We start from the raw sequence: 20674 nt of genomic DNA, 5'->3' as shown, positions 1-20674 counted from the left end.
TTTATGCTGGGTTGCCCGTATCAGCATTCGCTTGATGTCAAATCTAGTCAGAGTTGGAGGATTTCCACGAACGTTTCCCTATTCCATTAGCATAGCGGCTGCGCCTAAATCGACATCAGATTCCTGGAAACAATAAGCATTTTCCGAAAGGCTAACGAGGTCAGACTCTGGTACAACCCCAGAGAAGATTAAATCTTTTGACTTACTCCCTGCGTTGATAATTAAGTCATATAATTATTGTCGAGATTTTTATTCACAAGAATTCTCCCGCTAGAAATCTATGGCATATATGATATATTTATGCAAAAGGAATTCTATTATGAGAAGGAGTAATAAAACGGTGCGGCAATATCAGGTTTTATCATATCATTTCTGTGTTGATTCTTGAGTGGGGGTAAAAATATGAATGGAGCGTGTAGTCAATTCCTGTATCATTTATGCCGATTAGGACCCCTTTGTAAGATGAATTTTAAAAAGGGTTTCTCTGAATCGTTCCGATTCCAGAATTTTTTCCAAATGATAACCTCCAGATTGAATTATAAAGGAGTATTTGTTTTATAATATGCAGAATTAAGGGGAATATGATCGACCGTGAGGTCAGTTTTTGATCGTATACTGAATCAGAACTGATATTAAGAAAAGAAATAGGGAGGCCGGCAGTTTTTCGTTTCTACTGCCGGCTATAAAGATATCATAAAAGGATCATACAAATATTCAGTTTTGTTATGTAATACTAATTACTTTTAAAGTAGCCTTTTTTAAGTAAGAAACTTAATGATATCCCCATAAGCAATCCCAATCCTAAGTTATTAAGGATTGCCGCACATAAGAAACCAAGACTCATTCCAAGCGTGAGATAATTATGGAAAGAATTGTTTTTGTTCCATGGATTTTGCATCGTTAACACCTTTCGCTTTTTTTCTATTTTACAGGATAGGATTCCATTCGTATACTGGTAGTTTCTGTAATGGCTGGAAGATTAGTTTTGTATAAGTACCATTTTTTTTGCCACACTAAACAGTAAAGGTGGTGATTCTATGGCAGTAGCTCATAAAAGTGCAATTAGTGTTGGTATGCTTTATATACCAGTTGGGTTATATAAAACAACGAGAGAGATATCCGTAAGTTTTAATCAGCTTTGTAAAGATACCCACGAGCGTGTCAAATACAAAAAAATATGTCCTTCCTGTAATAAAGAGGTAGCGAGTGATGAAATTATAAAAGGGTATGAATATGAAAAAGGGAAATATGTAACATTTACAGAAGATGAGTTGGAGAAAATAAAAACGAAAAAAGATAAAACGATACACATAGAACATTTTGCGAAAATGTCTGATGTAGATCAGATTTACTATGAAAAAAATTACTATGTGGTGCCAGAGCCAGGAGCAGAAAAAGCTTGTGAATTATTAAGGTTATCAATGCTATCTCAAAAAGAAGTGGGGATCGCAAAAACAGTAATAGGTTCCACTGAAAATTTAATGGTATTGTATCCAACGAAAGATGGAATTATTGCGAAAACTCTTTTTTATCAAGCAGAGATCCAGGCCGTCCCTGTTGGTGTGGCTAAGGTCGAGGTTTCAGAACCAGAAGTAAATATGGCGAAAACTATGATTGATTCCATGACTTCTACATTTGAGCCCAGTGCCTATCAGGATGAATACCAGGAAAGACTACGACAGGCGATAGAAACAAAGATAGCAGGGAGAGAGATTATAAATTCTGACACCGAGGGAGAAAACAACATAATTGATCTTATGGAAGCGATGAAGAAGACGGTTGAAATGGCAAAAGGAAATAAAGGACTGGGATAATGGACATATTTGAAAGTAAAAATATAAGCCCTATGCTCATTTATGAAATACAAGATCCGTTTAATGCACCAGATTATATTTTTGAAATAAAATGGGATGGCATCCGATGTGTGTCCTTTTTAAATGATAAAACAGATATGAGAAATAAAAGAAATAAACTTATGACACCACTTTTTCCAGAATTGGAACCGTTGCATAAGCAGGTAAAAACAAAATGCATTCTAGACAATGAATTAGTGGTACTTAAAAATGGCATCCCTGACTTTTACCAGGTGCAAAAACGAGCAATGATGACGAATCCTTTCAAGATAAAATTGGAATCTGATCGATTTCCTGCCAGTATTGTCGCTTATGATATCTTGTATTATAAAGAGAAAGATATCACAATGCTTCCACTTTTGGAACGAAAGAAGTATTTAAATGATGTGGTTTTGGAAAATAACTTGATATCAGTATCACGTTACGTGGAGAATAGCGGTATCATGTTATTTGATCTGGTGAAGAAACAGGGGCTAGAGGGAATTGTCGCAAAAAAGATAGATAGCCTGTATTGGCAGGGAAAGAAAACGAAAGACTGGATTAAATGCAAAGTATTGTCTACCGATGATTGTGTGATCTGTGGATATATTAAAAAACCAAATAATATGACAAGCCTTGTACTTGGGCAATATGATCATGATACGATTGTTTATAGAGGGCATGTCACATTAGGGGTAAGTTTGAGGATATTAAACCAACATAACTATAAAGTAATCGACTATTCTCCATTTGGATACGTTCCGGAAGGGAATCATGATGCTGTATGGCTAGTACCTGAATTGGTTTGTATTGTAGAGTCAATGCCAACCGACAAAGAAAGTTTCAGACAGCCTGTATTCAAAGGCATAAGAGATGATAAAACAGCAAAAGATTGCGGGATTTTATAGAGCAACTATAAGTTTCATTAGTTTAGGATAAAACAAGAACACCGGAATCCCCTGTATTTACAAGTGATCCCGGTGTCTTGGCTGTTTATGGTAAAATGGAAGTAATGGGGCTCGAACCCATGACCTTTCGCGTGTGAGGCGAACGCTCATCCCAGCTGAGCTATACTTCCATTTCGTGGAGATAGCGAGACTCGAACTCGTGACCTATGCGTTGCGAACGCATCGCTCTCCCAGCTGAGCTATATCCCCTTATCTTGATTATAGCACGATGCGTTGTAATTACAAGAAGAATTCGTACAAATAAGAAAATAGGGGGATGAAAAAGTTAATTAATTATAAAACAATGTTTTCCTGCGTGCCATCTAACCAACTTTTAATGTTCTGAAAAACAATCTTAGCTCTTGATTCCATAGATTCTTTTGTTGCGAATGCCACGTGAGGAGTTACTATGGTGTTTTTGCAATTTAAAAGTGGATGGGTTTTAGTAAGTGGTGGTTCTCCTTCGAATACGTCAATCCCTGCCCCAGATAAATATCCATTATTTAATGCTTCCGCAAGTGCTAAAGAATCCACAACGGGACCCCTGGCGGCATTGATTAAGTAAGCACCCTTTTTCATTTTAGAGATCGTTTCTTTGTTGATAAGATGATGAGAATCATCATTTAATGGGCAATGCAAACTCACAATATCGGAACGAGAAAGCAGTTCCTCAAGGGAAACCTGCTCAATAAAATCCGGGTTCGTTTTATTTTCATGGCGTTTATAGCCTAGAACGGTGCAGCCAAACGCATGGAATAGACGTGCCGTTCTTAAACCGATGGCGCCAGTGCCTATGATCCCCACGGTTTTCCCCATAAGCTCAGATCCAACAAGTCCATCTTTTGTCTTTCCCTCCCTGCATCGGGCCTCCACTTGAGGGACATTGCGCAAAAGAGAGAGGGCCATACATAGAGTCAATTCGGCAACGGCTTCTGTAGAATAACCGGCAGCATTGCTGACTTTAATTCCTTTTGCTTTTGCAGCAGAAAGATCTACATGGTCAACTCCAGTAAAAGCAACATCAATAAATTTTAACTGTTCACAAGCAGTAATCACATCTCTCGAAAGAGGCATGTTTGCAATCATAAGAATGTCTGCTTTCTTGGCATGTTCCATTTGAATGAGTGGGTCCGTGTTTTTTTCATATGCAGTAAAGCTGTGACCGGCATCGGTTAATGGTTTTGCACATTCCATTAAAAGGTTTTCAGGGATTCCAAGAGATTCTAAAAGTACTATATTCATATGTATCACTCCAATCGTAATATAGATTGCAGGAAATTGAATGGCAAATCCTGCAACATGATTATAACACGAGTTGGATCAATAAAAAAGCACGCAATTGCATATTGATTCTTCTAGTTTTTTGTAAATACCGTGGAAGCTTCCAATGGAGGGCAAAACATGGAGATGTGCTGTACTCAGTTTTTTGGCGAGAGACTAGTAGAAGCCGTTCGCAAAGGGCTTGTTGTTCTCGGCAAATTAGGAGAAAAAGAGGTCATAGGAGATCACGGCTCCAGTCAGGTCCATCCTGCATATGTCATCACCCGCTATCAAGGAATAAATAAATACAAGGGTTACCTTGAAAAAAATCAGGTAATCAAAAAAATAGAAAAAATGTTCAAATGTAAAAATAAATGTAAAATTTAAATTTACATTTTAACATAATAATGTTACACTTATATATAAATTAGTATTTGCATATGTAAAATAATTCAACAGTTTATAAATTTACATTCAATGAAAAAGAACATGGAATTCCATTACTTGCTGAGAACCTACCCAGTATTTTGCTTAGCAATTAAGGCAAATTAATTGGTAAAGAGGAATTTTATAAAGTACATTTTTAGGGAGGGAGATTTTATGATGGAAGAAATTAATGTGGAAAAAATTATGGAAATTGTAAACAGAAATTTGGAAGGAACCACCATCACCCTTAAGCAGCGGGAGGTGGAACTAGAGAAATTTGGATTGAATTCAATATCATTTGTTAAAATGATTGTACAGATTGAGGATGAATTTGAATGCATGTTTCCAGATTCTAAGCTTTTATTATCTGAGGCAAATACTGTAAATAAGATATTGGATATCCTTCAAATGTTGTAACCGGCAAAGTGAAATAGAGGAATAAAATGAAAAAATTTCAATTTATAAATAGATACGCTAAACCATATACTCTAAAATTTATAGTACTCTTTTTATGTATCGTGATAACAGTTTTAATAGGAGCTGTATTTCCTTATATTTTTGGTAGATTGATTGACGTAATATTTTATGAAAAGGATTTACATCTATTTTTTTTCGTCATAGAGATTTATGTTTTTCTTTTTCTTGTCAATCAGGTTTTCCATTTTATCCTGAATATGAATTGGGCATATTTGATGACTGATTTTTTGTTCGATATTAAAGAGGACATATTTAAAAAGGTATTGTCTCTGAAAGGACAGTATCTGGCTGATATGCATTCAGGGGATATTATTAAACGTATGTCTGATGATACGGAACAAATAATGGAATTGATTCACTGGAATATTTTTTATGCGGCGGGAGGAATTGTCAATTTGGGTATTTCCATTTTCTTTCTCTTTTATATCAATTGGGGAATTGCGTTATATTCTATATTGATTACACCGGTGGTCGTTTATTCGTCTCGGTATTTTTCAAGGCTCTCTAAAAGGTATCATGCTGAAAATCTGAAGGAAAATGGACTTTTGTCTTCTTGGGTGTTTGAAATCTTAAAAGGGATGCAGGAAGTTAAACTTTTAAATGCGGCAGGAAATGTGGTATGTGATTACATAGGCAGAACAGTTAAAATTATCCGTATTAGAATTAAGGTGGATCGTGTGGAAGTTTTTTCCGAGCGGGTTAATTCTGGAATCCAAACTTTGGCACAGATTTGTTTGTATGGATTTGCCGCGGTTTTTATTATCAATGGACAAATGAGCATAGGAGAATTTACTGCCTGCATTGCTTATTTTGCTAAATGTATCGGTGTTTTTAACAGCTTAAATGATAAAACAATGAATATATCAGCCAATATGGCATCCATCGACAGGGTTGCAGAGCTATTTAATGAGGAGGAAGAGGATAGTACTGGAGATCTAACCGCGAGTGAAATTTGTAATGCTTCCGTGGAGTTCCGCGATGTCAGTTTTTCATATGAAAAAGCCAAAACGGTGCTGAAAGAGGTTAGCTTTAAGGTGGAAGCAAATAGAAAGATATCCATTGTGGGAGCAAGCGGTACGGGGAAATCCACCCTCGTAAACCTTATCTATCGTTTATATGAACCGGAACGCGGTGAAATATTGATTGATGGAAAGCCGCTGTCTGAATATAATCTTTATAGGTTAAGAGATCAGATTGGTATTGTACATCAAGATAGTCCGGTGTTTGATGGTTCTATCCGTTACAATATCAGCTATCAAGCTGATTGTAACCAGGATGAGCTTATATGGAATGCCCTGAGAATGGTTAATCTTCATGAATTTGTAAGTTCCATGAAAGATGGACTTGATACATGTCTTGGCAACGGAGGAATTGGAATGTCGGGTGGGCAGCGCCAGAGGCTTTCCATCGCCAGAGCACTGGTGAAGAATCCCGCAATTCTTATATTTGATGAAGCGACAAGCTCCCTTGATGGTGAAACGGAGAGTATTGTTACCGACTGCTGGGATGTATTGAGTAAAAACTGTACCATTTTAATCATCGCACATAGGTTGACAACGATACAATCGTCTGATGCCATACTTGTATTGTCTGATGGCAAAGTGGTGGGATTTGACAAACATGACCGGTTACTTGCAAAGTGTGAGCCTTATAAGCAAATTTTCAGAGAGCAATATGAGGGGGTGACTGATTATGGCTAAATTAACAGATTATTCCTTAAGGCTTGAGATATTTAAGGAGATATATCCTTACCTGAAGGGAAACAAACGTTATCTGGCGGCATTGTTTTGTATGAAGGCATGGACACTTATTCTGTCATTGCTGCCACCATGGCTTTATTTAATATTAGTTAATTACGTGATGGTCGAACACAGAAAGCAGTATCTCTTATGGATCGTTTTGGGGTATATTGCAGTTTATTTGCTTCAGACAGTTGATACTGTCTTTCAGAAGGTAGTGGGAAACATACTTTACTTTCGGTTGGAAGTGCGATTAAAAAAGAAAATGATACAGAATCTGACACGGATACCTCAGGAAGATTTTGAGAAGTACGGAATAGGAAGTTTGAAGACAAAGTTGGAAAGTGATACTGGGTCCATCCGAAGGTTTCTGCAGGAACATATTTTGAATTTTTATCATTCGTTGATTTCAAGTATTGTGATTGCCGTAATTTTACTCAACATGAGTCTACAACTTGCTCTTGTGGGTTTTTTAATGGTTCCTATTTCTTATCTGTTTACAAAAGTGATGGGGAAGAGAATTCAAAAGGTTGCGTCGGAGCAGAGGGAGGAAAAGGGAAATTATGAAAGCTTTCTTCATGGGATATTACAGAACTGGAAAGAAGTAAAGACTAACAACCTGCAGGCCGATTGCATTAGGACGCTACAAAAGCATAGAAGGTTACAGACGGAGCAGTTTCGTAGAGCACAGATTTATTGGTATATTAACCGGGGATTTATATCTATAAAAGAATTTTTTATTACAAAGCTCAACCTGTATTTTTGTGGCGGGATACTTAGTTTTCTGGGTTACATCAATATAGGTATCATGTTGGCATTCATGAATTATTATGAGCAGTTTTTTAAATTAATCAATCAGTGCTGTGATTCAGTGCTGAATCTGAAGAGCGATGTGCCGCTGATACAGCATGTACTAGAGCTATATTCAATAAACACCGAGCAAAAGACCCGTGTTCGCAATTTGGAGAGCGAAATCCGTCTGGAATATGTGAATTTCTGTTATAGCGGGAGCAAAGGCAATGTCTTAAAGGATATTAATCTATGTATACATTCCGGTGAGCATGTGGCAGTCATAGGGCGAAGCGGCTGCGGTAAAACCACATTGGCAAAAGTCATTATGGGCTTGTATCAGCTGCAGTCAGGAAAAGTTTTTCTTGGGGGATATGATGTCGCTTGTATTTCCAGAGAAAGCATAGGTAAGAAGGTGAGCATCGTAACTCAGGATACGCAAATGTTTAATCTTTCTATTAGGGAAAACCTTAGATTTGCAAAATGGAATGCTACGGATGAGGAGTTGTTTCATGCGTGCAAAGAAGCTTGTATTTATAATTTTATTTTGTCGCTTCCTATGGGGTTGGAGACCATCGTAGGCGAGAGGGGAGTGAAGCTCTCAGGAGGCCAGAAACAAAGGTTGGCAATTGCAAGAGTATTCCTGAAGAATACAGATATTTTAATCTTTGATGAGGCGACAAGTTCACTGGACGGACAAAATGAAACTCTGGTTATGGAGGCGGTTAGGAAGATTTCTTCCGGTAAAACTCTGATAACCATCGCCCACAGGTTATCCTCTATTCAGAATTGTGGAAGAATCATTGTAATGGATGGGAGCTGTATATCTGCGGTTGGAACCCACAAAGAATTATTTGATACGAACCCAACTTACCGTTCCATATTCAGCAGGCAGATTAAAATTGAAAAGAACAGCAAAGGTGGAATTTTACTATGAGATACATGATACGGTATCAGGAGTTTATCTTGACGAACCATGGCCAGACTATTGTGTCACAGCAGGTAAAAGGTAGCGGATATGAGATTGATCAGCATAACTACATAGTGCGTGAGGTGAAACAGGATTTTATTTTTGCTGATGCAATATCGGTTGTTGATACTATGGAGAAAATTAAAATCAGTGAATTGATTTCAAGGAAGATAAATTTAAGTGAATTAATTGGCTGCGTTGTGAATTTTCACTCGTATTCCATAGATTTGTCAGAATATGGTATCCGGTTTTTACTACAAATGATGGGTTTTCAATTTCATCTTGTGCGTTATTGGAAGAATTCAATCAACGGATATGCAGACAAAGGTAATAGAAAATTTTTTTATAAAATTCTGGACTTGAAGCATCATGAACAAGAACTTTCCGGTTATGCGACTGTCCGTTTTAAATTTCCTTGTTCTGTATTGGTAGGAGTAGATTATTTTATTAATTATGTAATATCTTTTTATGAGTTTGACAAATCAACAGGAGCAAATCGTGGATTGCTCCAGGATTTGCTGGCACAGTACGATGAATATTCCCATTTGCCGGAGCATGTATTAGTCCAGCTTGATACAGTAATAAGCGCCTATACCAGAAATTACAGTGACCAGATTCCCAGAAAATCATATCCTTTGGATCTTTTTTTTAGGGACAGACTGAAAAGCCGAATTGTTTTGTGGTATGAAAACTGCGAGTGGATGGATTATACGGTTTATGTGAATGGGGAGAATAGCATAACAACAAGACATATATTGCAGGAAAGCATAAATTATTTTGAAACTGGGCCGGAATTATCCTGTGTTATCTCCCATGGAGATCCCAATATGCTCAACCTTGGTTTGAAGCCCGTATTTTTCGATTTTTATGTTTCGGGGTATAATCCGGCAATCGCTGATTTGACTATATTTTTTTTATCCGTTCTTCTTTTTGACCGTTTTTTGGCACCGAAATATCACAAGCGGACATTTATGGAACATGATTTTATATTACAGCAAAAGAATGATCTAGATACTGTATGCCTGTCACATACGAATCCTTTGTTAAAAACAATAAAACTAGATGTGAGACTGATTTTAAGTCCTGTTAGGCATGAGCTTTTAAACAAGCTGTTGGATAAAATAGAAAGTTTTGAATTAAAACTAGATGATACTGCAAGATTTTTTGTTGCAGTCAGAATCATGAGTGTATTTAATTTAAATGAAATGGAGGTTCCTGACAGAATGTATTGTCTTGCTTTGTTACACTTATTTTACAGCAGTTTTTTTGAAAATAATGGGGTGGAGTTCTTTCGCAGCATATTAAAGCTGTATGCAGATGAAAGGGCCAAAATAGATCTGATTGAGAAAGGGGAAGCCTATGTACGATAAGCAAATTATGAAGATAATGGAGTCAAGTCTTGGAGAAGAATTATTAGAACAAGCTGATTCTATCAAAAGAGAGGAAGATTTGTTTCTTCTTGGATTGGATTCAATGAACGTTATCCGGCTGATTATCGGAATTGAAGATGAATTTGGAATCGAATTTTTGGATCATGAGATAGCGAAAGAAAATTGGCGTTCTATTCAGGCGATAGACAATATTATACAAAGAAAGAAGGATACAGATGATTTATCAGGATGACACTCCGGGACTTGGCGAATTCAGCTATCCATATCCAAAGAACAATGGTATCGGAGTAGAAGCGCTTCGAGAAGAAAGGGGTATTCTTATTGAGTTTGAAGGATTGGACGGCAGCGGAAAGAGTACACAGGGTAAAAGAATATTGGAACGGTTGAAAAATGAATATGAAGTGTATTACACAAATTTCATTCACAGTGACTATATTAAGGTTCCCCTGTTAAAGACAAAATGGGAAAACAGCGATCCCTACACATTTGCCCTTATGTATTCAGCGGCACTTCAGTTCGTTTACACATCTGAAATACTGCCTAGGCTTAGAAAAAACCAAATAGTGATAGTGGATCGTTATCTGCTGACCATCTGGTTGAAAGCATGTATGAGCGGTGTGGAATTGGACTGGATCAAAACAGTCACTGCCAATATCAGGCCTGCGGACATGAGAATTATTATTGATACTCCGGCAAAAGTATGCATGAGGCGTAAGCTTGAGAAAAACAAACAGCTCACTTATTGGGAATGTGGAGGGAATTTGTTCCGACTTGAATCCATGCGCATTGGATATGATGAAAAAGAATATCAAAACATGTTTTTGCTCTATCAGGGCAGAGTTCGGGAATTTTTACTGAATTACGCGAAGAGACAAGGGGCTGAGATTTTTTCAGGAGTGCAGAGTATGTCCGGCTTAAATGACAGTATTTATCAATACATTAGAGCAGGATTGGAAAGGAAAGGTTATGGCAGGCAAAACGGATAATCTGCTGGCAATGCGTAAAATACACTATACGCCGGATTATGTACATATTGAATGCGATATTGGAATTCGCTGGCTACAGGAAGCTTATTTTAAATCAATAGCCCGCATGCCCCTGATTCTATTGGGTAAAGAAACCTTTACAGACATCCGGCTAAGCGATAGGGATATTTCAGTTCCAGTAGAACAATGGATAGCATTTACGGGTCATATAGTATCATCCTTTCGTGATGGTAAGAAGGAAAGAAAAGATATACTCACGAATATGTATCAGCAGCTTGCAGATGCAGAAATATATACAAATAAAATTTATAGTAAAGTTTACGGAAAGGGTATATTGCCAGGTAAGCAGGAAATCTTCGATTTGATTCAGATAATAATTAATTTGGACTCCTATGCAGTTTTTAATATGTTCATGCCCTGTGAGTATTATATAAAACAGTTCCAGGTATGCCGTTTGGAGCCCCAATTATGTAATGTGGATAATCTTATGGTATGCATGTTTGAACCCCATAGGATTCTTGTGCGGAAAAAGAAGCTTAAATTGGCACTCCAGTATCAGAAAAATGAACTGGGAGAGGAAAGTATCTTCGATTATCTGAAAGAAATTGCAGTTTATGAGCAGTTTGCCGATTGGATTTTCGGTGTTGAAAAGCTTCTTGATACCCGTTTTATTAAAAAAGAATTGAAAAAGCTTGCGGGCTGCTTTACGAAAAAGGAACTGGAAGAAGAATACAGGACACTGGACAGAAGCAGGGACTGGCAGGTTTACAGTCTTTACAGTCTTCTTCATGCTGTGGGAAAAAGCAGCGCCGAAAGGGAAGAGTATATAGATAAATTTTTATACCTGACGCATATTACTACGGAAGAAGAGAAGAGACATATGATTGAATGCAGGATATTTGCAGTCCTAGGATATGTTTTTTCCCAACTTAAAATTGATTCCACTAGGTACAGTCTGGAGGAATTACATATGATCATTCACTATCTAAATAAAGGAGAAGAGGAATGCAGCAAATAATTGAGAAATACGGACCGGAATGGGCACTATTGGAAATAGTAGCAAAAAAAGATAGTAATTTTATAGCAGAGGCGACGGATATTATAGATAATTATGAGATTCATTGGGGTGAGCTGATGGAGCAAGCCATGAGCCATAAAATGTTCCCCATGGTCTGCAGTTGTTTTATGGAGGATATGTTATTTGAGAAACTTCCTCCATTTATAAACCAGTATTTTACTCTCAATTACCAGATTAATGTTCATAAAACCCAAAGGATTAAAGAACAGACGCTTCGCATTGTGGATGCAACGCGAAAGAAGGGAATAGATATCGTCTGCACAAAGGGTATCGTCCTGGATGTACAGCTTTACGAAGGCAAGGGATATCGTTTTTTGTCGGATGTTGATTTCATGGCAATTCCTGAAAATAAGAAAGAAATCGACAGCATAATACAATCTCTTGGTTTTAAGGTAGGAACGGTGAATTGGCGCAGCAATTCCATCAAAGAAATGGACAGGAGTCAATATCTGATGTATTTAAATACAAAAGATAAACTACCGGAATACGTGATTGAAATTGATGACCCGCTCATTCGTTATGTGTCGGCGGGGGTGGCGTTTTCTTTTACTTGGGAGAAATGTCCATATCAGATTCCAGTGGAGGAGGCATTTTTGAAAAGAGTGGAGCGTCCACTCTGCGAAAATTCAGAGCTCACCGTTCCTGTGCTTGATAATGCGTATCATTTTATCTATATTATACTTCATTTGTATAAGCATGCCTGGCTGGATCATTTGCACAAATGGAGGAATGATGTGAATCTGGTTAAGTTTGCGGATGTATATCATTTCTGGCGCGCAAACGGGGAGGAACTAAAAAAGACTCTGCCTGCTATTCTCAAACAGCATAACATTGCTGAGCCGATAATGTGGACTCTCATCCATACTGACGGCATATTCGACAGTCATATGTCTAAAGAACTTATGGTGGAATGTGAGATAACTGAAGAATACCTTCATTCTTCGGGAGATAAAACTGGAAATACCCGTATCTGGAAGGGAAGCATGCGTGAGCGTCTATGGTCAAAAAAAAGAGAAACATTGTTCACTTGTTAATGAATGAACCGTTTATATTTTACCTAAGTGTGAACATCAAATTTATCGCCCAATACAGGGCAGAAGGGGATATATATGAAAATTACAAAGGATCTTTATGAATCTAAAAAGGAATTTATTCAGGGAATGTTTTCTCTGGGGGGACTGAGTGAATGCGGTAAAACATCAGCAGGTTTATATCTGCAGAGAATCGGTGTTAAAAGAATGAAAATTATTCAGATTGAAAGAGAAATGATGGAAGAGCGTGGATATGATCTTTCTGAGGGAATGAAAGAGCATCATTTTGATGAATTGTATGCGGTAAATATAGAAGATGTGTTCCGGGAGTTTTTGTACAGGCTAATCACCAAACTACAGGCGGAAGGGATAAAATTTGCATCTATTGAAAGCTTATATCGGGCGGAGCTTGGAGCTTTTCTAAAGAAAGAATTGGGATCCCGCATGATTAATATTTTCATTGATGCTCCTGTGGAGGTGAGAGCGGAACGTGAACTTCAAAAGATAAATAAAAAGGCAGCGAGTGAAAACAAGTCTAAAGCAACGTTAAAAGAAGTGATTGACCAAACTAAACAGAAAGATGCTTTCAAGCTCAGGCATGGAGCGGATCGTGTTAAAGACGTTGCAAATATTATTATTAACAACGATTCTTTGATTACGAAAGCAGAGTTTGATTCTATGGTGGGGGGCATTGCGTCTATTTTGCTGAAGCGGGGTTGATACTTTTATGAGACTGATCATTCCAATTAAAAATATAAAAGAAGGTACATTTGGCGGAAAGGCAGATCAGATTATCAAGATGAAAGCCAGAGGTATTAGAGTTCCGGAAACCTGGGTGATAAGCAGTCATGAGGTGACAGATGCCCTAAAGAAAAAAGGACTGATAAATGAAACTGGCGAAATCTTTAATCTAAATAATCTTAAATTGTTTTTTGATCGTAATTTTGATCTAGAATTGTTCTTTGGCTTACTGGAAGAAATAAAAGATATAAAAAAGCAAAACAGAGCTATAAGGCGGTTCGTGGTGAGAAGTTCTCACGAGCAGGAGGATGGGGCGGAATATAGCTTTTCAGGTCTCTTTCACACGGAGCTGAATCTGTCAGGAGCAGTAGAAATTGTGATGGCTATTTTAAAATGCTGGAGGAAAAGCCTAGATAATAGCCTAAACACTTATATGGGAAAAGAAGCTGGTTATATTTCTAGTCCATGTTCTTTGATTTTACAGGAATTTATACCCTCTGACGCGGCTGGAGTAGTCTTTCGTAGTGGGGACAAAATTTATATCAATGCGAACTACGGACTTGCCAAGTCTGTTGTTGACGGTAATACCGGATGTGACTCCTGGATATTCCATGAACACGACAGGGAATCAGTGAGCAGAGAAACGAATAAAAGTCATGCTGTCTTTCCAGTGAACAGCAGAATTAATCCGCTATATGGAGATGTGGTTTGTTTTGGCAGGTTGGAAGGACTTGTTGTTGATGAATACAATAATTGCGACCAAGTGATCAGAGTAACGCTTCCGAAGAATTTAAAGCAGTCGTTTTGTATGGATGACAATGGGATTCAAAGACTCATTTGCCTGTGTGAACAGGTATCATCGGTTTTGGGAATCCCTGATTATGATATTGAATGGGCTTGCCAGGGAGAAGAACTTGTTATATTGCAGTGCAGACCTCTCACTAGACAGGTCACAGGAAAAAAAGCAGTTGCTTTGGAGGGAGCGGGGCTAGGGCTGGTAAAAGGTGAAGCAGCCGGATATATTTATACTGTTACGGATGAGGAATCTGCTAAAAGATTCCCCAAGGGAGGCATCCTAGGGGTAAAGCGGCTGGAAGGAAGTGCTATCCTTGCGGCGACAAAGGCGGCAGGCTGCATATTAGAATCAAAATCCCTTCTTTCACACAGTGCCATTATTGCCAGAGAATTGGGGATACCGGCAGTAGGAGCGGTACATCTAAGCGATATCAAATGGAACAAATTATACTATTTAAATGGCGAAACAGGGGAATATAGATTAATAAAGGAAGACGACGGGCTAAAGTTTAACCGGAAGGAAGAGGAGGTAATCTGTCAGGATTTAGAACCGGAAATGATAACAATGTTGGAGGAGTTATCTCTTACTGTCGGTGGAGATTTTGGCAGGCGACTGAAATGTAATGCCAGAAATGGGGATGAATGTTGAAATGATTAAAGAATATGAAAGCATGTCCGCGTGGTGGGATGCTTCAGTTTTGGCATACCGTGACTGTATTGCTGTTGAATCAGCAGATAAACAATATTCATATGGGGAGATAGATGAATTGGCCTGTCGGTTTGCTGCCCATTTGAGTGTCTGTCAGACTAAAAAGAATGAAATTTTTGCCATCTGCAGTGCTAAGACGGTGGATTATGTTGTATGTATATTGGCAGTATGGAAAATTTCCTGTGCTTTCATACCGATAGACGTGGAACTTCCGGCGGAACGTATCAAGTACATGCTAGATGTGGGTCAGATTGATAATGTGATTGTTGAAAACTCACATAGCTGGCTGAAGGGCCGGAATCAGATTTCCATGGATACTTTGCACCGGAATCCGGAAAATAATCTCAAAAGCCGTTATATAACACCTTTACATGTGGATACGGCTTATGTGATTTTTACTTCCGGTTCCACCGGTAATCCTAAAGGCGTTGACATAAGCGCGGGCAACCTGACCAACTTTATTACAGCCATGAGAAGGGTATTACCAGTAGCGGAGGGAGATCGGTTCTTATCCATCACGACGGTAAGCTTTGATATCTCTATAATGGAGTTGTTTCTTCCGCTTTGCACTGGTGCAACACTTGTCCTTGCCACAAAGAGAATGCAGATTGATATGAATCAACTGAAAAAAACTCTTACAAATAAAGGTATTACTGTAATGCAGGCAACGCCGGTTACCTGGAAGATGCTTTTGGGATCTGGGTGGAAAAATCCGAAAGACATGATAATTTTATGCGGCGGGGAAGCCATGAGCACAGAACTTGCAGGTGAATTACGCTCTTGCTCCTCTTTTGTTTATAACCTTTATGGACCTACGGAAACAACAATCTGGTCCTCTGTTATGCGGATTAAGAATCCCTATGACATTCATCTTGGAAATCCTGTGTTGAATACACAGTTTTATATTCTGGACGAAAACAGAAAGGAAGCAGATGAGGGAGAGTTATATATCGGCGGGGCAGGGGTCGCAAAAGGGTATTACGGTCGTCCTGATTTAACGGAAGAAAGGTTTACATATTTGTCGGGAAAACCTGGAGAACGGGTATACAGGACAGGGGATATGGTGGAACGTAAAAATGGGAATTATTACTTTCTTGGACGTGCTGACTATCAGTTAAAAATAAACGGATACCGTATAGAACCAGAGGAGATAGAACAGGCTGTGCTCCGGTTAACGGAAGTGTCAGAAGCGGTGGCTGTGCCTGATACTGAAACAAAGACACTCTATTTATTTGTAAAAGCAGATACTGAGATATCGGGAGATCAGATTGCAGAATCCCTTAAAGAAGCCCTCCCTGCTTACATGATACCTCACCACATTGTTTTAACAGATACCTTCCCACGTACATTTAATCAGAAGATAGACAGAAAAAAACTGATTGGATATTATTTAAATAAGCAAGCAAATTCTTATGATATCTCCTTGCTTACAGAGTTATGGAAACAAGTATTAAAACGGGAAGATATTGAGACAGATGTATCTTATACAGAATATGCCCCTGATTCTTTATCAATGATCACACTGTGCAGCAGGATGAATACGGCAGGGTTTTTAATCAGTTTTGATGATTTGATCAGGCTTGGGACCATAAATCAGATTTATAAGTATCTTGAAAGATCTAATACAGTAGGTTCTGTGGTGGAATTGAGCCAGGGCGCTATTGCGTTTGCGAGACGGTATGGGCAAGGAGAGATAAATGGGGTACCTTATCATTTATCTGAACTTCAAAAAGCGATGCTTTTTGAGCTACAGTTTTATGCCGAAAATTCTAACTTTATTGAATCCTATACCATTGTAATGAAGAACAGGTCGGGGCGTGCAGAACGGTTAAACGATGCCATTGATCAAGCGTCATCAATGGCAGAAGTGCTTAAAAGTATATATTACTTTGATAAACGTGGGAATAGCATAGGTATTTATATACCTCATCTTAAGCTGTGTAAGAATACTGTAAAACACTATGAAAATGATGATGAGGCAAAACTGGCATGTGGCGTATTAGCAGAATACGGAGATGTAAATAAAATAGCCATGATATCTTCCATACATGCAGGCTGTGACCACATATATCTAAATATACGCTATCACCATATTCGTTTGGATATGGATACATTTTATGGATTACTATGTGAAATGCTTAAAAAGGCCATAGAAGGGGAGGAAATAAATCGCCTATCCTTACATGAAGATGAAAATTATTTCGGAGACAATGATTCAACCATTGTATTAAATGAAATGCTGAGGGAAGAACTCTCTCAGTTCTGCAAGAAGCGCAGGATAAGGCTGGGAGCGTTTTTACAGTGGTTTATTATTTGCAGTTTTTTTAAGAGCACAGGTAAAGAGGAGCTGGTTTATAGCGTTGTACTAAAGGATTGGTCGATGGATTACCGCTATTGCGGAAATAATATCCGTGTGCTTCCGGTAAAAACCAGGAAAAAGGATTGTCTGGATGTTTTCAACTATCAGAATCAATTCGATACATCATTAAATAAGTGTAAAAAATATAACAGTGAAAAAAATATTCTTTTTATTGTTAACTATGTACAGCAAAGTGCAGAAAGAATGAATCATTTGAGTAAATACGGATTGCTTGAAGTACAGCATACGGAATCAAACAGTTTTCAGTGTAATATTGTAATCAATATAGAATCGGATAAAATTAAGATAACCCCATACGGTAACAGTGGGATCGCAGGAAAATTCAGACTGAATGATATGGCAGAAAACCTGAAAACATATTTACATCTGGAGGCGGAGGGGACAAATGACAAGGAAAAAAATGCTCAAGATGAAACCTTTTAATGAATTTTATCACAAAAGCTGCTACTATAATTCTATTTTGTCAGCTGTTTTATATCTTGGCGGCTCTATAGAGCCATTACTATGCAACGATTTCTTTTATTATTGCAATGAATTCGATGAGGAGAATCCAGGCATACATCTTCAATATAAAAGTAAAGTAATTAAGGAAGAAGCACAGCTTTTAAAATTAATGGGAATAAGCTTTGAAAACATAGAGTATGAACAGATTTGGGATATGCTTGATCATGGTATACCGGTACATATACGTATTGATAGACGATATTGGGGATCACCGCGAAACAATTCCATATTTGACTCTGTTGCTATGGCTCATAATTATATGATTACAGGTTATGATAGGGATAAAGATGAATTCCTTGTCATTGATTCAACACCTGGGCAGAATGTATTATCTAAAGTTTCCTGCTCCATGATGAATTCGGGTATGAGAGAGTATAAAAAGCTGAATAAAAAGCATGGGATCGTTGCGATCAGGGCTATGGAACGGGGAGCGCGGGCAGAGGATTACAAAAAAATGTTTCATCACAGATTCGATGAATTCAGGGGGGTGATGCATCAGGGGATTGAAGAGCTGCCTTTAGTGAGACAGACATATGCCGTTATGGAGAGTGAACTCTGGCAGAGGGCTGCTTTGTCTGATATTACGCTTAATATAGATAGAATCAAGACATCCAGAGAATTGGAAGCATACCGGGTGGAAAGGTTTTATGATGGTATGACGGGGGAATATACATTGAAAACCCAAAAAGCTGTGGATATACTAGGAGTTATTCAGAGCTTGTTTACTAAAATTAGTATGCGGGGAACAGTTAGTGATACAGTGCGTAAATCAGTTTGTGGCATGTTTCAACAGCTGTATCTACAGGAAAATGATTGTTTTAATACATTGGCTTGTATCATAGACAGAAACAGGTGATAATATCTTTGTTTGCTAAGATAAAGGGGATTGTACATGGATAAGATATTTGTGTCATTAGACGGAGCAAATTCTACGGGAAAAACTTATTTGCTTAATACCATTGTTAGGCATAACTCCTTATATTATGGTATTGGATTAGGGGAAAACCAAAAAATTGCTGATGAGAACTGGTGGTTTTATAAAAGTATGCCAGTAGAGCTTATGGAAGAGCTGCTAGTGATGGTTCAGGAACGTGCTGTTAAGTGTAGACAAATCAAACAACCGGTAATCTTTCTGGATAAGGGGCTCCGAACCCTGCAGTCAAGACTGTATTCTACCTTTAAAATCAGAGGAGTAAGCCAGCAGAGAATTGAGGAATATATAGAGCATTTTACAATCAAATATTGTGAGATAGTGAAAGAAAATTTGTTCGTGCTCCTCGATAATCAATTTGTAACATTTGATCAAAAATTTTTTGCAAAATATAACCGGGTTCAGAGAGAGTATTTGAAAAAATTTGTATTCGATGTAACACACGAGATGAAAAATGATAAGGACTATCCCGGCAGCGCTGTAATTGATAAAATGGAACAAGCTATCTTAGAATATTTAAAGAATAAGTGGTTGGAAGAAATTTCAGGGCGGAAGTATATGATTACTGCCTTGACAGGTTTTCAGGATAATGAAACTGATTTTTTGATACAGTATCTGCGGAAAAAGAAAGCAGTTTGGTGTATAGATTATGCTTATATGAAAGAACAGGTGCAGAAAAAGTTCGGTATATTTCAGGAGAATACCTTATTTCAAGAGTTGCTGTTTCATGAATTGGCTGATTATTTGAAACAAAACAATAATTGTCATGTAATTCTTAAAAATCCAGAAGGTAACTTTTGTACAGAGGCAGGCGCGATATTGGGGGGACAGTTCAATTGCATTAATAAGTCTCTTATGAATTTTCAGGTAGAAAAATCTTGCGGTAAAAATATAGGGTTGTATCAAGTATGTGACATAATGGAGCAAAAGAGCCAGGAACCATATGAGTATGCAAAACTAGAAAGAAAAGCTTTATACGATTTATGTATTGATTCGTGTTTTAGGAATATTATAATAGATATTGAGGAAAAGGTCAGAGAGAGTGCTGGAGAAAATTTGGCACTATTTTCAGTGGTAGGCAGTTGTGCATTTGAATCAGCCATTAAAAATTGGAGCGATATTGATGTATTTGTTATACTTAAACAACAGGATCATAAATTTCAGCATTTTATCAATCAAATTCCGAAAAACTATTCAATTCATATAGGTATAAGTTGTTTCACCGTTCTACAAATTGAAATAGGGGAAGTTGATATTAAAGGACAATGGAATCTTTACTATATACAGAATAAAATTATCGCCCCCAGTTATATTGACTCTTCATTATGCACCAGAAGAATGAATCTGAATGAATTAATTGAGATAGAAAAATATCGATCTAATGAATTTAAGTATATGATGAACCGAATGATTTATTCAGACATGTTTTCAACTCGTAAATTGGTGAAGCTGACATTAGATTATGTAAAAGTCACGCTGCACAAATATAATATTGTGGTAAACAGGAAGCAGAATATTTTAGAGGCTCTGTTAGTCATGTGGGGAATTGATTATGGGCTGTATTTTAATAGTAATCGTATTCAGGATATCAGTATTTCGGCAGCTCAAAATTTCGCAGTTAAAGTGTTGGAAAAAGTGTATTAACAAGTGAATTAGGGAACATTAGTACAAAGGTTATACGAAAGGAT

At 37.7% G+C, this 20674-nt stretch carries 17 protein-coding genes and 2 tRNA genes; 16 read left to right on the top strand and 3 right to left on the bottom strand.

What is annotated here, in order from left to right; all coding sequences use genetic code 11:
* Window positions 1-1037: 1037 nt before the first annotated feature.
* Entirely contained in the window at window positions 1038-1814 is a 777-nt protein-coding gene (locus EFT72_RS06685; protein ID WP_124066136.1) for a Ku protein, read from the top strand.
* Window positions 1814-2740: a DNA ligase gene (locus EFT72_RS06680; RefSeq protein WP_124066135.1), complete on the top strand. Its 927-nt coding sequence runs from the start codon at window positions 1814-1816 to the stop codon at window positions 2738-2740. Before EFT72_RS06685 ends, EFT72_RS06680 begins: the two co-directional genes overlap by 1 nt.
* A gap of 96 nt (window positions 2741-2836) precedes the next feature.
* Here EFT72_RS06680 and EFT72_RS06675 read toward each other — a convergent pair.
* The 3 genes from EFT72_RS06675 to EFT72_RS06665 all read right to left on the bottom strand — a co-directional run bounded on the left by EFT72_RS06675 (window position 2837) and on the right by EFT72_RS06665 (window position 4021).
* Window positions 2837-2910: transfer RNA gene (locus EFT72_RS06675), tRNA-Val, on the bottom strand.
* 6 nt (window positions 2911-2916) lie between these two features.
* A tRNA-Ala gene (locus EFT72_RS06670) sits at window positions 2917-2989 on the bottom strand.
* 84 nt (window positions 2990-3073) lie between these two features.
* Complete coding sequence (locus tag EFT72_RS06665) at window positions 3074-4021, bottom strand: 2-hydroxyacid dehydrogenase (protein WP_124066134.1); 948 nt, start codon at window positions 4019-4021, stop codon at window positions 3074-3076.
* Window positions 4022-4180: 159 nt separating this feature from the next.
* On the opposite strand from EFT72_RS06665, the gene EFT72_RS06660 reads away from it, so the two are divergent.
* The 14 genes from EFT72_RS06660 to EFT72_RS06595 all read left to right on the top strand — a co-directional run bounded on the left by EFT72_RS06660 (window position 4181) and on the right by EFT72_RS06595 (window position 20630).
* The gene (locus EFT72_RS06660; protein WP_124066133.1) at window positions 4181-4426 is read left to right on the top strand and encodes a hypothetical protein; all 246 of its coding nucleotides are present in this window, start codon (window positions 4181-4183) and stop codon (window positions 4424-4426) included.
* 213 nt (window positions 4427-4639) lie between these two features.
* Entirely contained in the window at window positions 4640-4882 is a 243-nt protein-coding gene (locus EFT72_RS06655) for an acyl carrier protein (RefSeq protein WP_124066132.1), read from the top strand.
* A gap of 26 nt (window positions 4883-4908) precedes the next feature.
* Complete coding sequence (locus EFT72_RS06650) at window positions 4909-6642, top strand: ABC transporter ATP-binding protein (protein WP_124066131.1); 1734 nt, start codon at window positions 4909-4911, stop codon at window positions 6640-6642.
* The gene (locus EFT72_RS06645; RefSeq protein WP_124066130.1) at window positions 6635-8407 is read left to right on the top strand and encodes an ABC transporter ATP-binding protein; all 1773 of its coding nucleotides are present in this window, start codon (window positions 6635-6637) and stop codon (window positions 8405-8407) included. The genes EFT72_RS06650 and EFT72_RS06645 overlap by 8 nt, the downstream gene beginning before the upstream one ends.
* Complete coding sequence (locus tag EFT72_RS06640; protein WP_124066129.1) at window positions 8404-9810, top strand: hypothetical protein; 1407 nt, start codon at window positions 8404-8406, stop codon at window positions 9808-9810. Before EFT72_RS06645 ends, EFT72_RS06640 begins: the two co-directional genes overlap by 4 nt.
* Complete coding sequence (locus tag EFT72_RS06635; protein ID WP_124066128.1) at window positions 9800-10063, top strand: phosphopantetheine-binding protein; 264 nt, start codon at window positions 9800-9802, stop codon at window positions 10061-10063. The genes EFT72_RS06640 and EFT72_RS06635 overlap by 11 nt, the downstream gene beginning before the upstream one ends.
* Window positions 10047-10817: a hypothetical protein gene (locus tag EFT72_RS06630; RefSeq protein ID WP_124066127.1), complete on the top strand. Its 771-nt coding sequence runs from the start codon at window positions 10047-10049 to the stop codon at window positions 10815-10817. The genes EFT72_RS06635 and EFT72_RS06630 overlap by 17 nt, the downstream gene beginning before the upstream one ends.
* Window positions 10798-11835 carry a hypothetical protein gene (locus tag EFT72_RS06625; RefSeq protein WP_124066126.1) on the top strand — a complete coding sequence of 346 codons (1038 nt, stop codon included), beginning with the start codon at window positions 10798-10800 and terminating at the stop codon, window positions 11833-11835. The genes EFT72_RS06630 and EFT72_RS06625 overlap by 20 nt, the downstream gene beginning before the upstream one ends.
* Window positions 11823-12929, top strand: a complete 1107-nt coding sequence (locus tag EFT72_RS06620; protein ID WP_124066125.1) for a nucleotidyltransferase family protein — start codon at window positions 11823-11825, stop codon at window positions 12927-12929. The genes EFT72_RS06625 and EFT72_RS06620 overlap by 13 nt, the downstream gene beginning before the upstream one ends.
* Before the next feature lie 75 nt (window positions 12930-13004).
* Entirely contained in the window at window positions 13005-13646 is a 642-nt protein-coding gene (locus tag EFT72_RS06615; protein ID WP_124066124.1) for a hypothetical protein, read from the top strand.
* 7 nt (window positions 13647-13653) lie between these two features.
* Window positions 13654-15111 carry a PEP/pyruvate-binding domain-containing protein gene (locus EFT72_RS06610; protein ID WP_124066123.1) on the top strand — a complete coding sequence of 486 codons (1458 nt, stop codon included), beginning with the start codon at window positions 13654-13656 and terminating at the stop codon, window positions 15109-15111.
* Window positions 15086-17974, top strand: a complete 2889-nt coding sequence (locus EFT72_RS06605; RefSeq protein ID WP_124066122.1) for a non-ribosomal peptide synthetase — start codon at window positions 15086-15088, stop codon at window positions 17972-17974. Before EFT72_RS06610 ends, EFT72_RS06605 begins: the two co-directional genes overlap by 26 nt.
* Window positions 17937-18911 carry a hypothetical protein gene (locus EFT72_RS06600; RefSeq protein WP_124066121.1) on the top strand — a complete coding sequence of 325 codons (975 nt, stop codon included), beginning with the start codon at window positions 17937-17939 and terminating at the stop codon, window positions 18909-18911. Before EFT72_RS06605 ends, EFT72_RS06600 begins: the two co-directional genes overlap by 38 nt.
* 36 nt (window positions 18912-18947) lie before the next feature.
* On the top strand, window positions 18948-20630 hold the full coding sequence (locus EFT72_RS06595) for a hypothetical protein (RefSeq protein WP_124066120.1): 1683 nt from the start codon (window positions 18948-18950) through the stop codon (window positions 20628-20630).
* Window positions 20631-20674 lie beyond the last annotated feature (44 nt).

Source organism: Clostridium sp. E02, assembly GCF_003833015.1.
GTDB lineage: Bacteria > Bacillota > Clostridia > Lachnospirales > Lachnospiraceae > Lacrimispora.
This window is presented reverse-complemented; position numbering and strand designations above follow the sequence as displayed.

Coding starts and splice junctions, on each gene's coding strand:
- EFT72_RS06605 (WP_124066122.1), top strand. CDS start 15,086: ATGCCAGAAATGGGGATGAATGTTGAAATGATTAAAGAATATGAAAGC.
- EFT72_RS06665 (WP_124066134.1), bottom strand. CDS start 4,021: ATGAATATAGTACTTTTAGAATCTCTTGGAATCCCTGAAAACCTTTTA.
- EFT72_RS06610 (WP_124066123.1), top strand. CDS start 13,654: ATGAGACTGATCATTCCAATTAAAAATATAAAAGAAGGTACATTTGGC.
- EFT72_RS06680 (WP_124066135.1), top strand. CDS start 1,814: ATGGACATATTTGAAAGTAAAAATATAAGCCCTATGCTCATTTATGAA.
- EFT72_RS06640 (WP_124066129.1), top strand. CDS start 8,404: ATGAGATACATGATACGGTATCAGGAGTTTATCTTGACGAACCATGGC.
- EFT72_RS06685 (WP_124066136.1), top strand. CDS start 1,038: ATGGCAGTAGCTCATAAAAGTGCAATTAGTGTTGGTATGCTTTATATA.
- EFT72_RS06600 (WP_124066121.1), top strand. CDS start 17,937: ATGACAAGGAAAAAAATGCTCAAGATGAAACCTTTTAATGAATTTTAT.
- EFT72_RS06620 (WP_124066125.1), top strand. CDS start 11,823: ATGCAGCAAATAATTGAGAAATACGGACCGGAATGGGCACTATTGGAA.
- EFT72_RS06625 (WP_124066126.1), top strand. CDS start 10,798: ATGGCAGGCAAAACGGATAATCTGCTGGCAATGCGTAAAATACACTAT.
- EFT72_RS06630 (WP_124066127.1), top strand. CDS start 10,047: ATGATTTATCAGGATGACACTCCGGGACTTGGCGAATTCAGCTATCCA.
- EFT72_RS06655 (WP_124066132.1), top strand. CDS start 4,640: ATGATGGAAGAAATTAATGTGGAAAAAATTATGGAAATTGTAAACAGA.
- EFT72_RS06650 (WP_124066131.1), top strand. CDS start 4,909: ATGAAAAAATTTCAATTTATAAATAGATACGCTAAACCATATACTCTA.
- EFT72_RS06660 (WP_124066133.1), top strand. CDS start 4,181: ATGGAGATGTGCTGTACTCAGTTTTTTGGCGAGAGACTAGTAGAAGCC.
- EFT72_RS06595 (WP_124066120.1), top strand. CDS start 18,948: ATGGATAAGATATTTGTGTCATTAGACGGAGCAAATTCTACGGGAAAA.
- EFT72_RS06635 (WP_124066128.1), top strand. CDS start 9,800: ATGTACGATAAGCAAATTATGAAGATAATGGAGTCAAGTCTTGGAGAA.
- EFT72_RS06645 (WP_124066130.1), top strand. CDS start 6,635: ATGGCTAAATTAACAGATTATTCCTTAAGGCTTGAGATATTTAAGGAG.
- EFT72_RS06615 (WP_124066124.1), top strand. CDS start 13,005: ATGAAAATTACAAAGGATCTTTATGAATCTAAAAAGGAATTTATTCAG.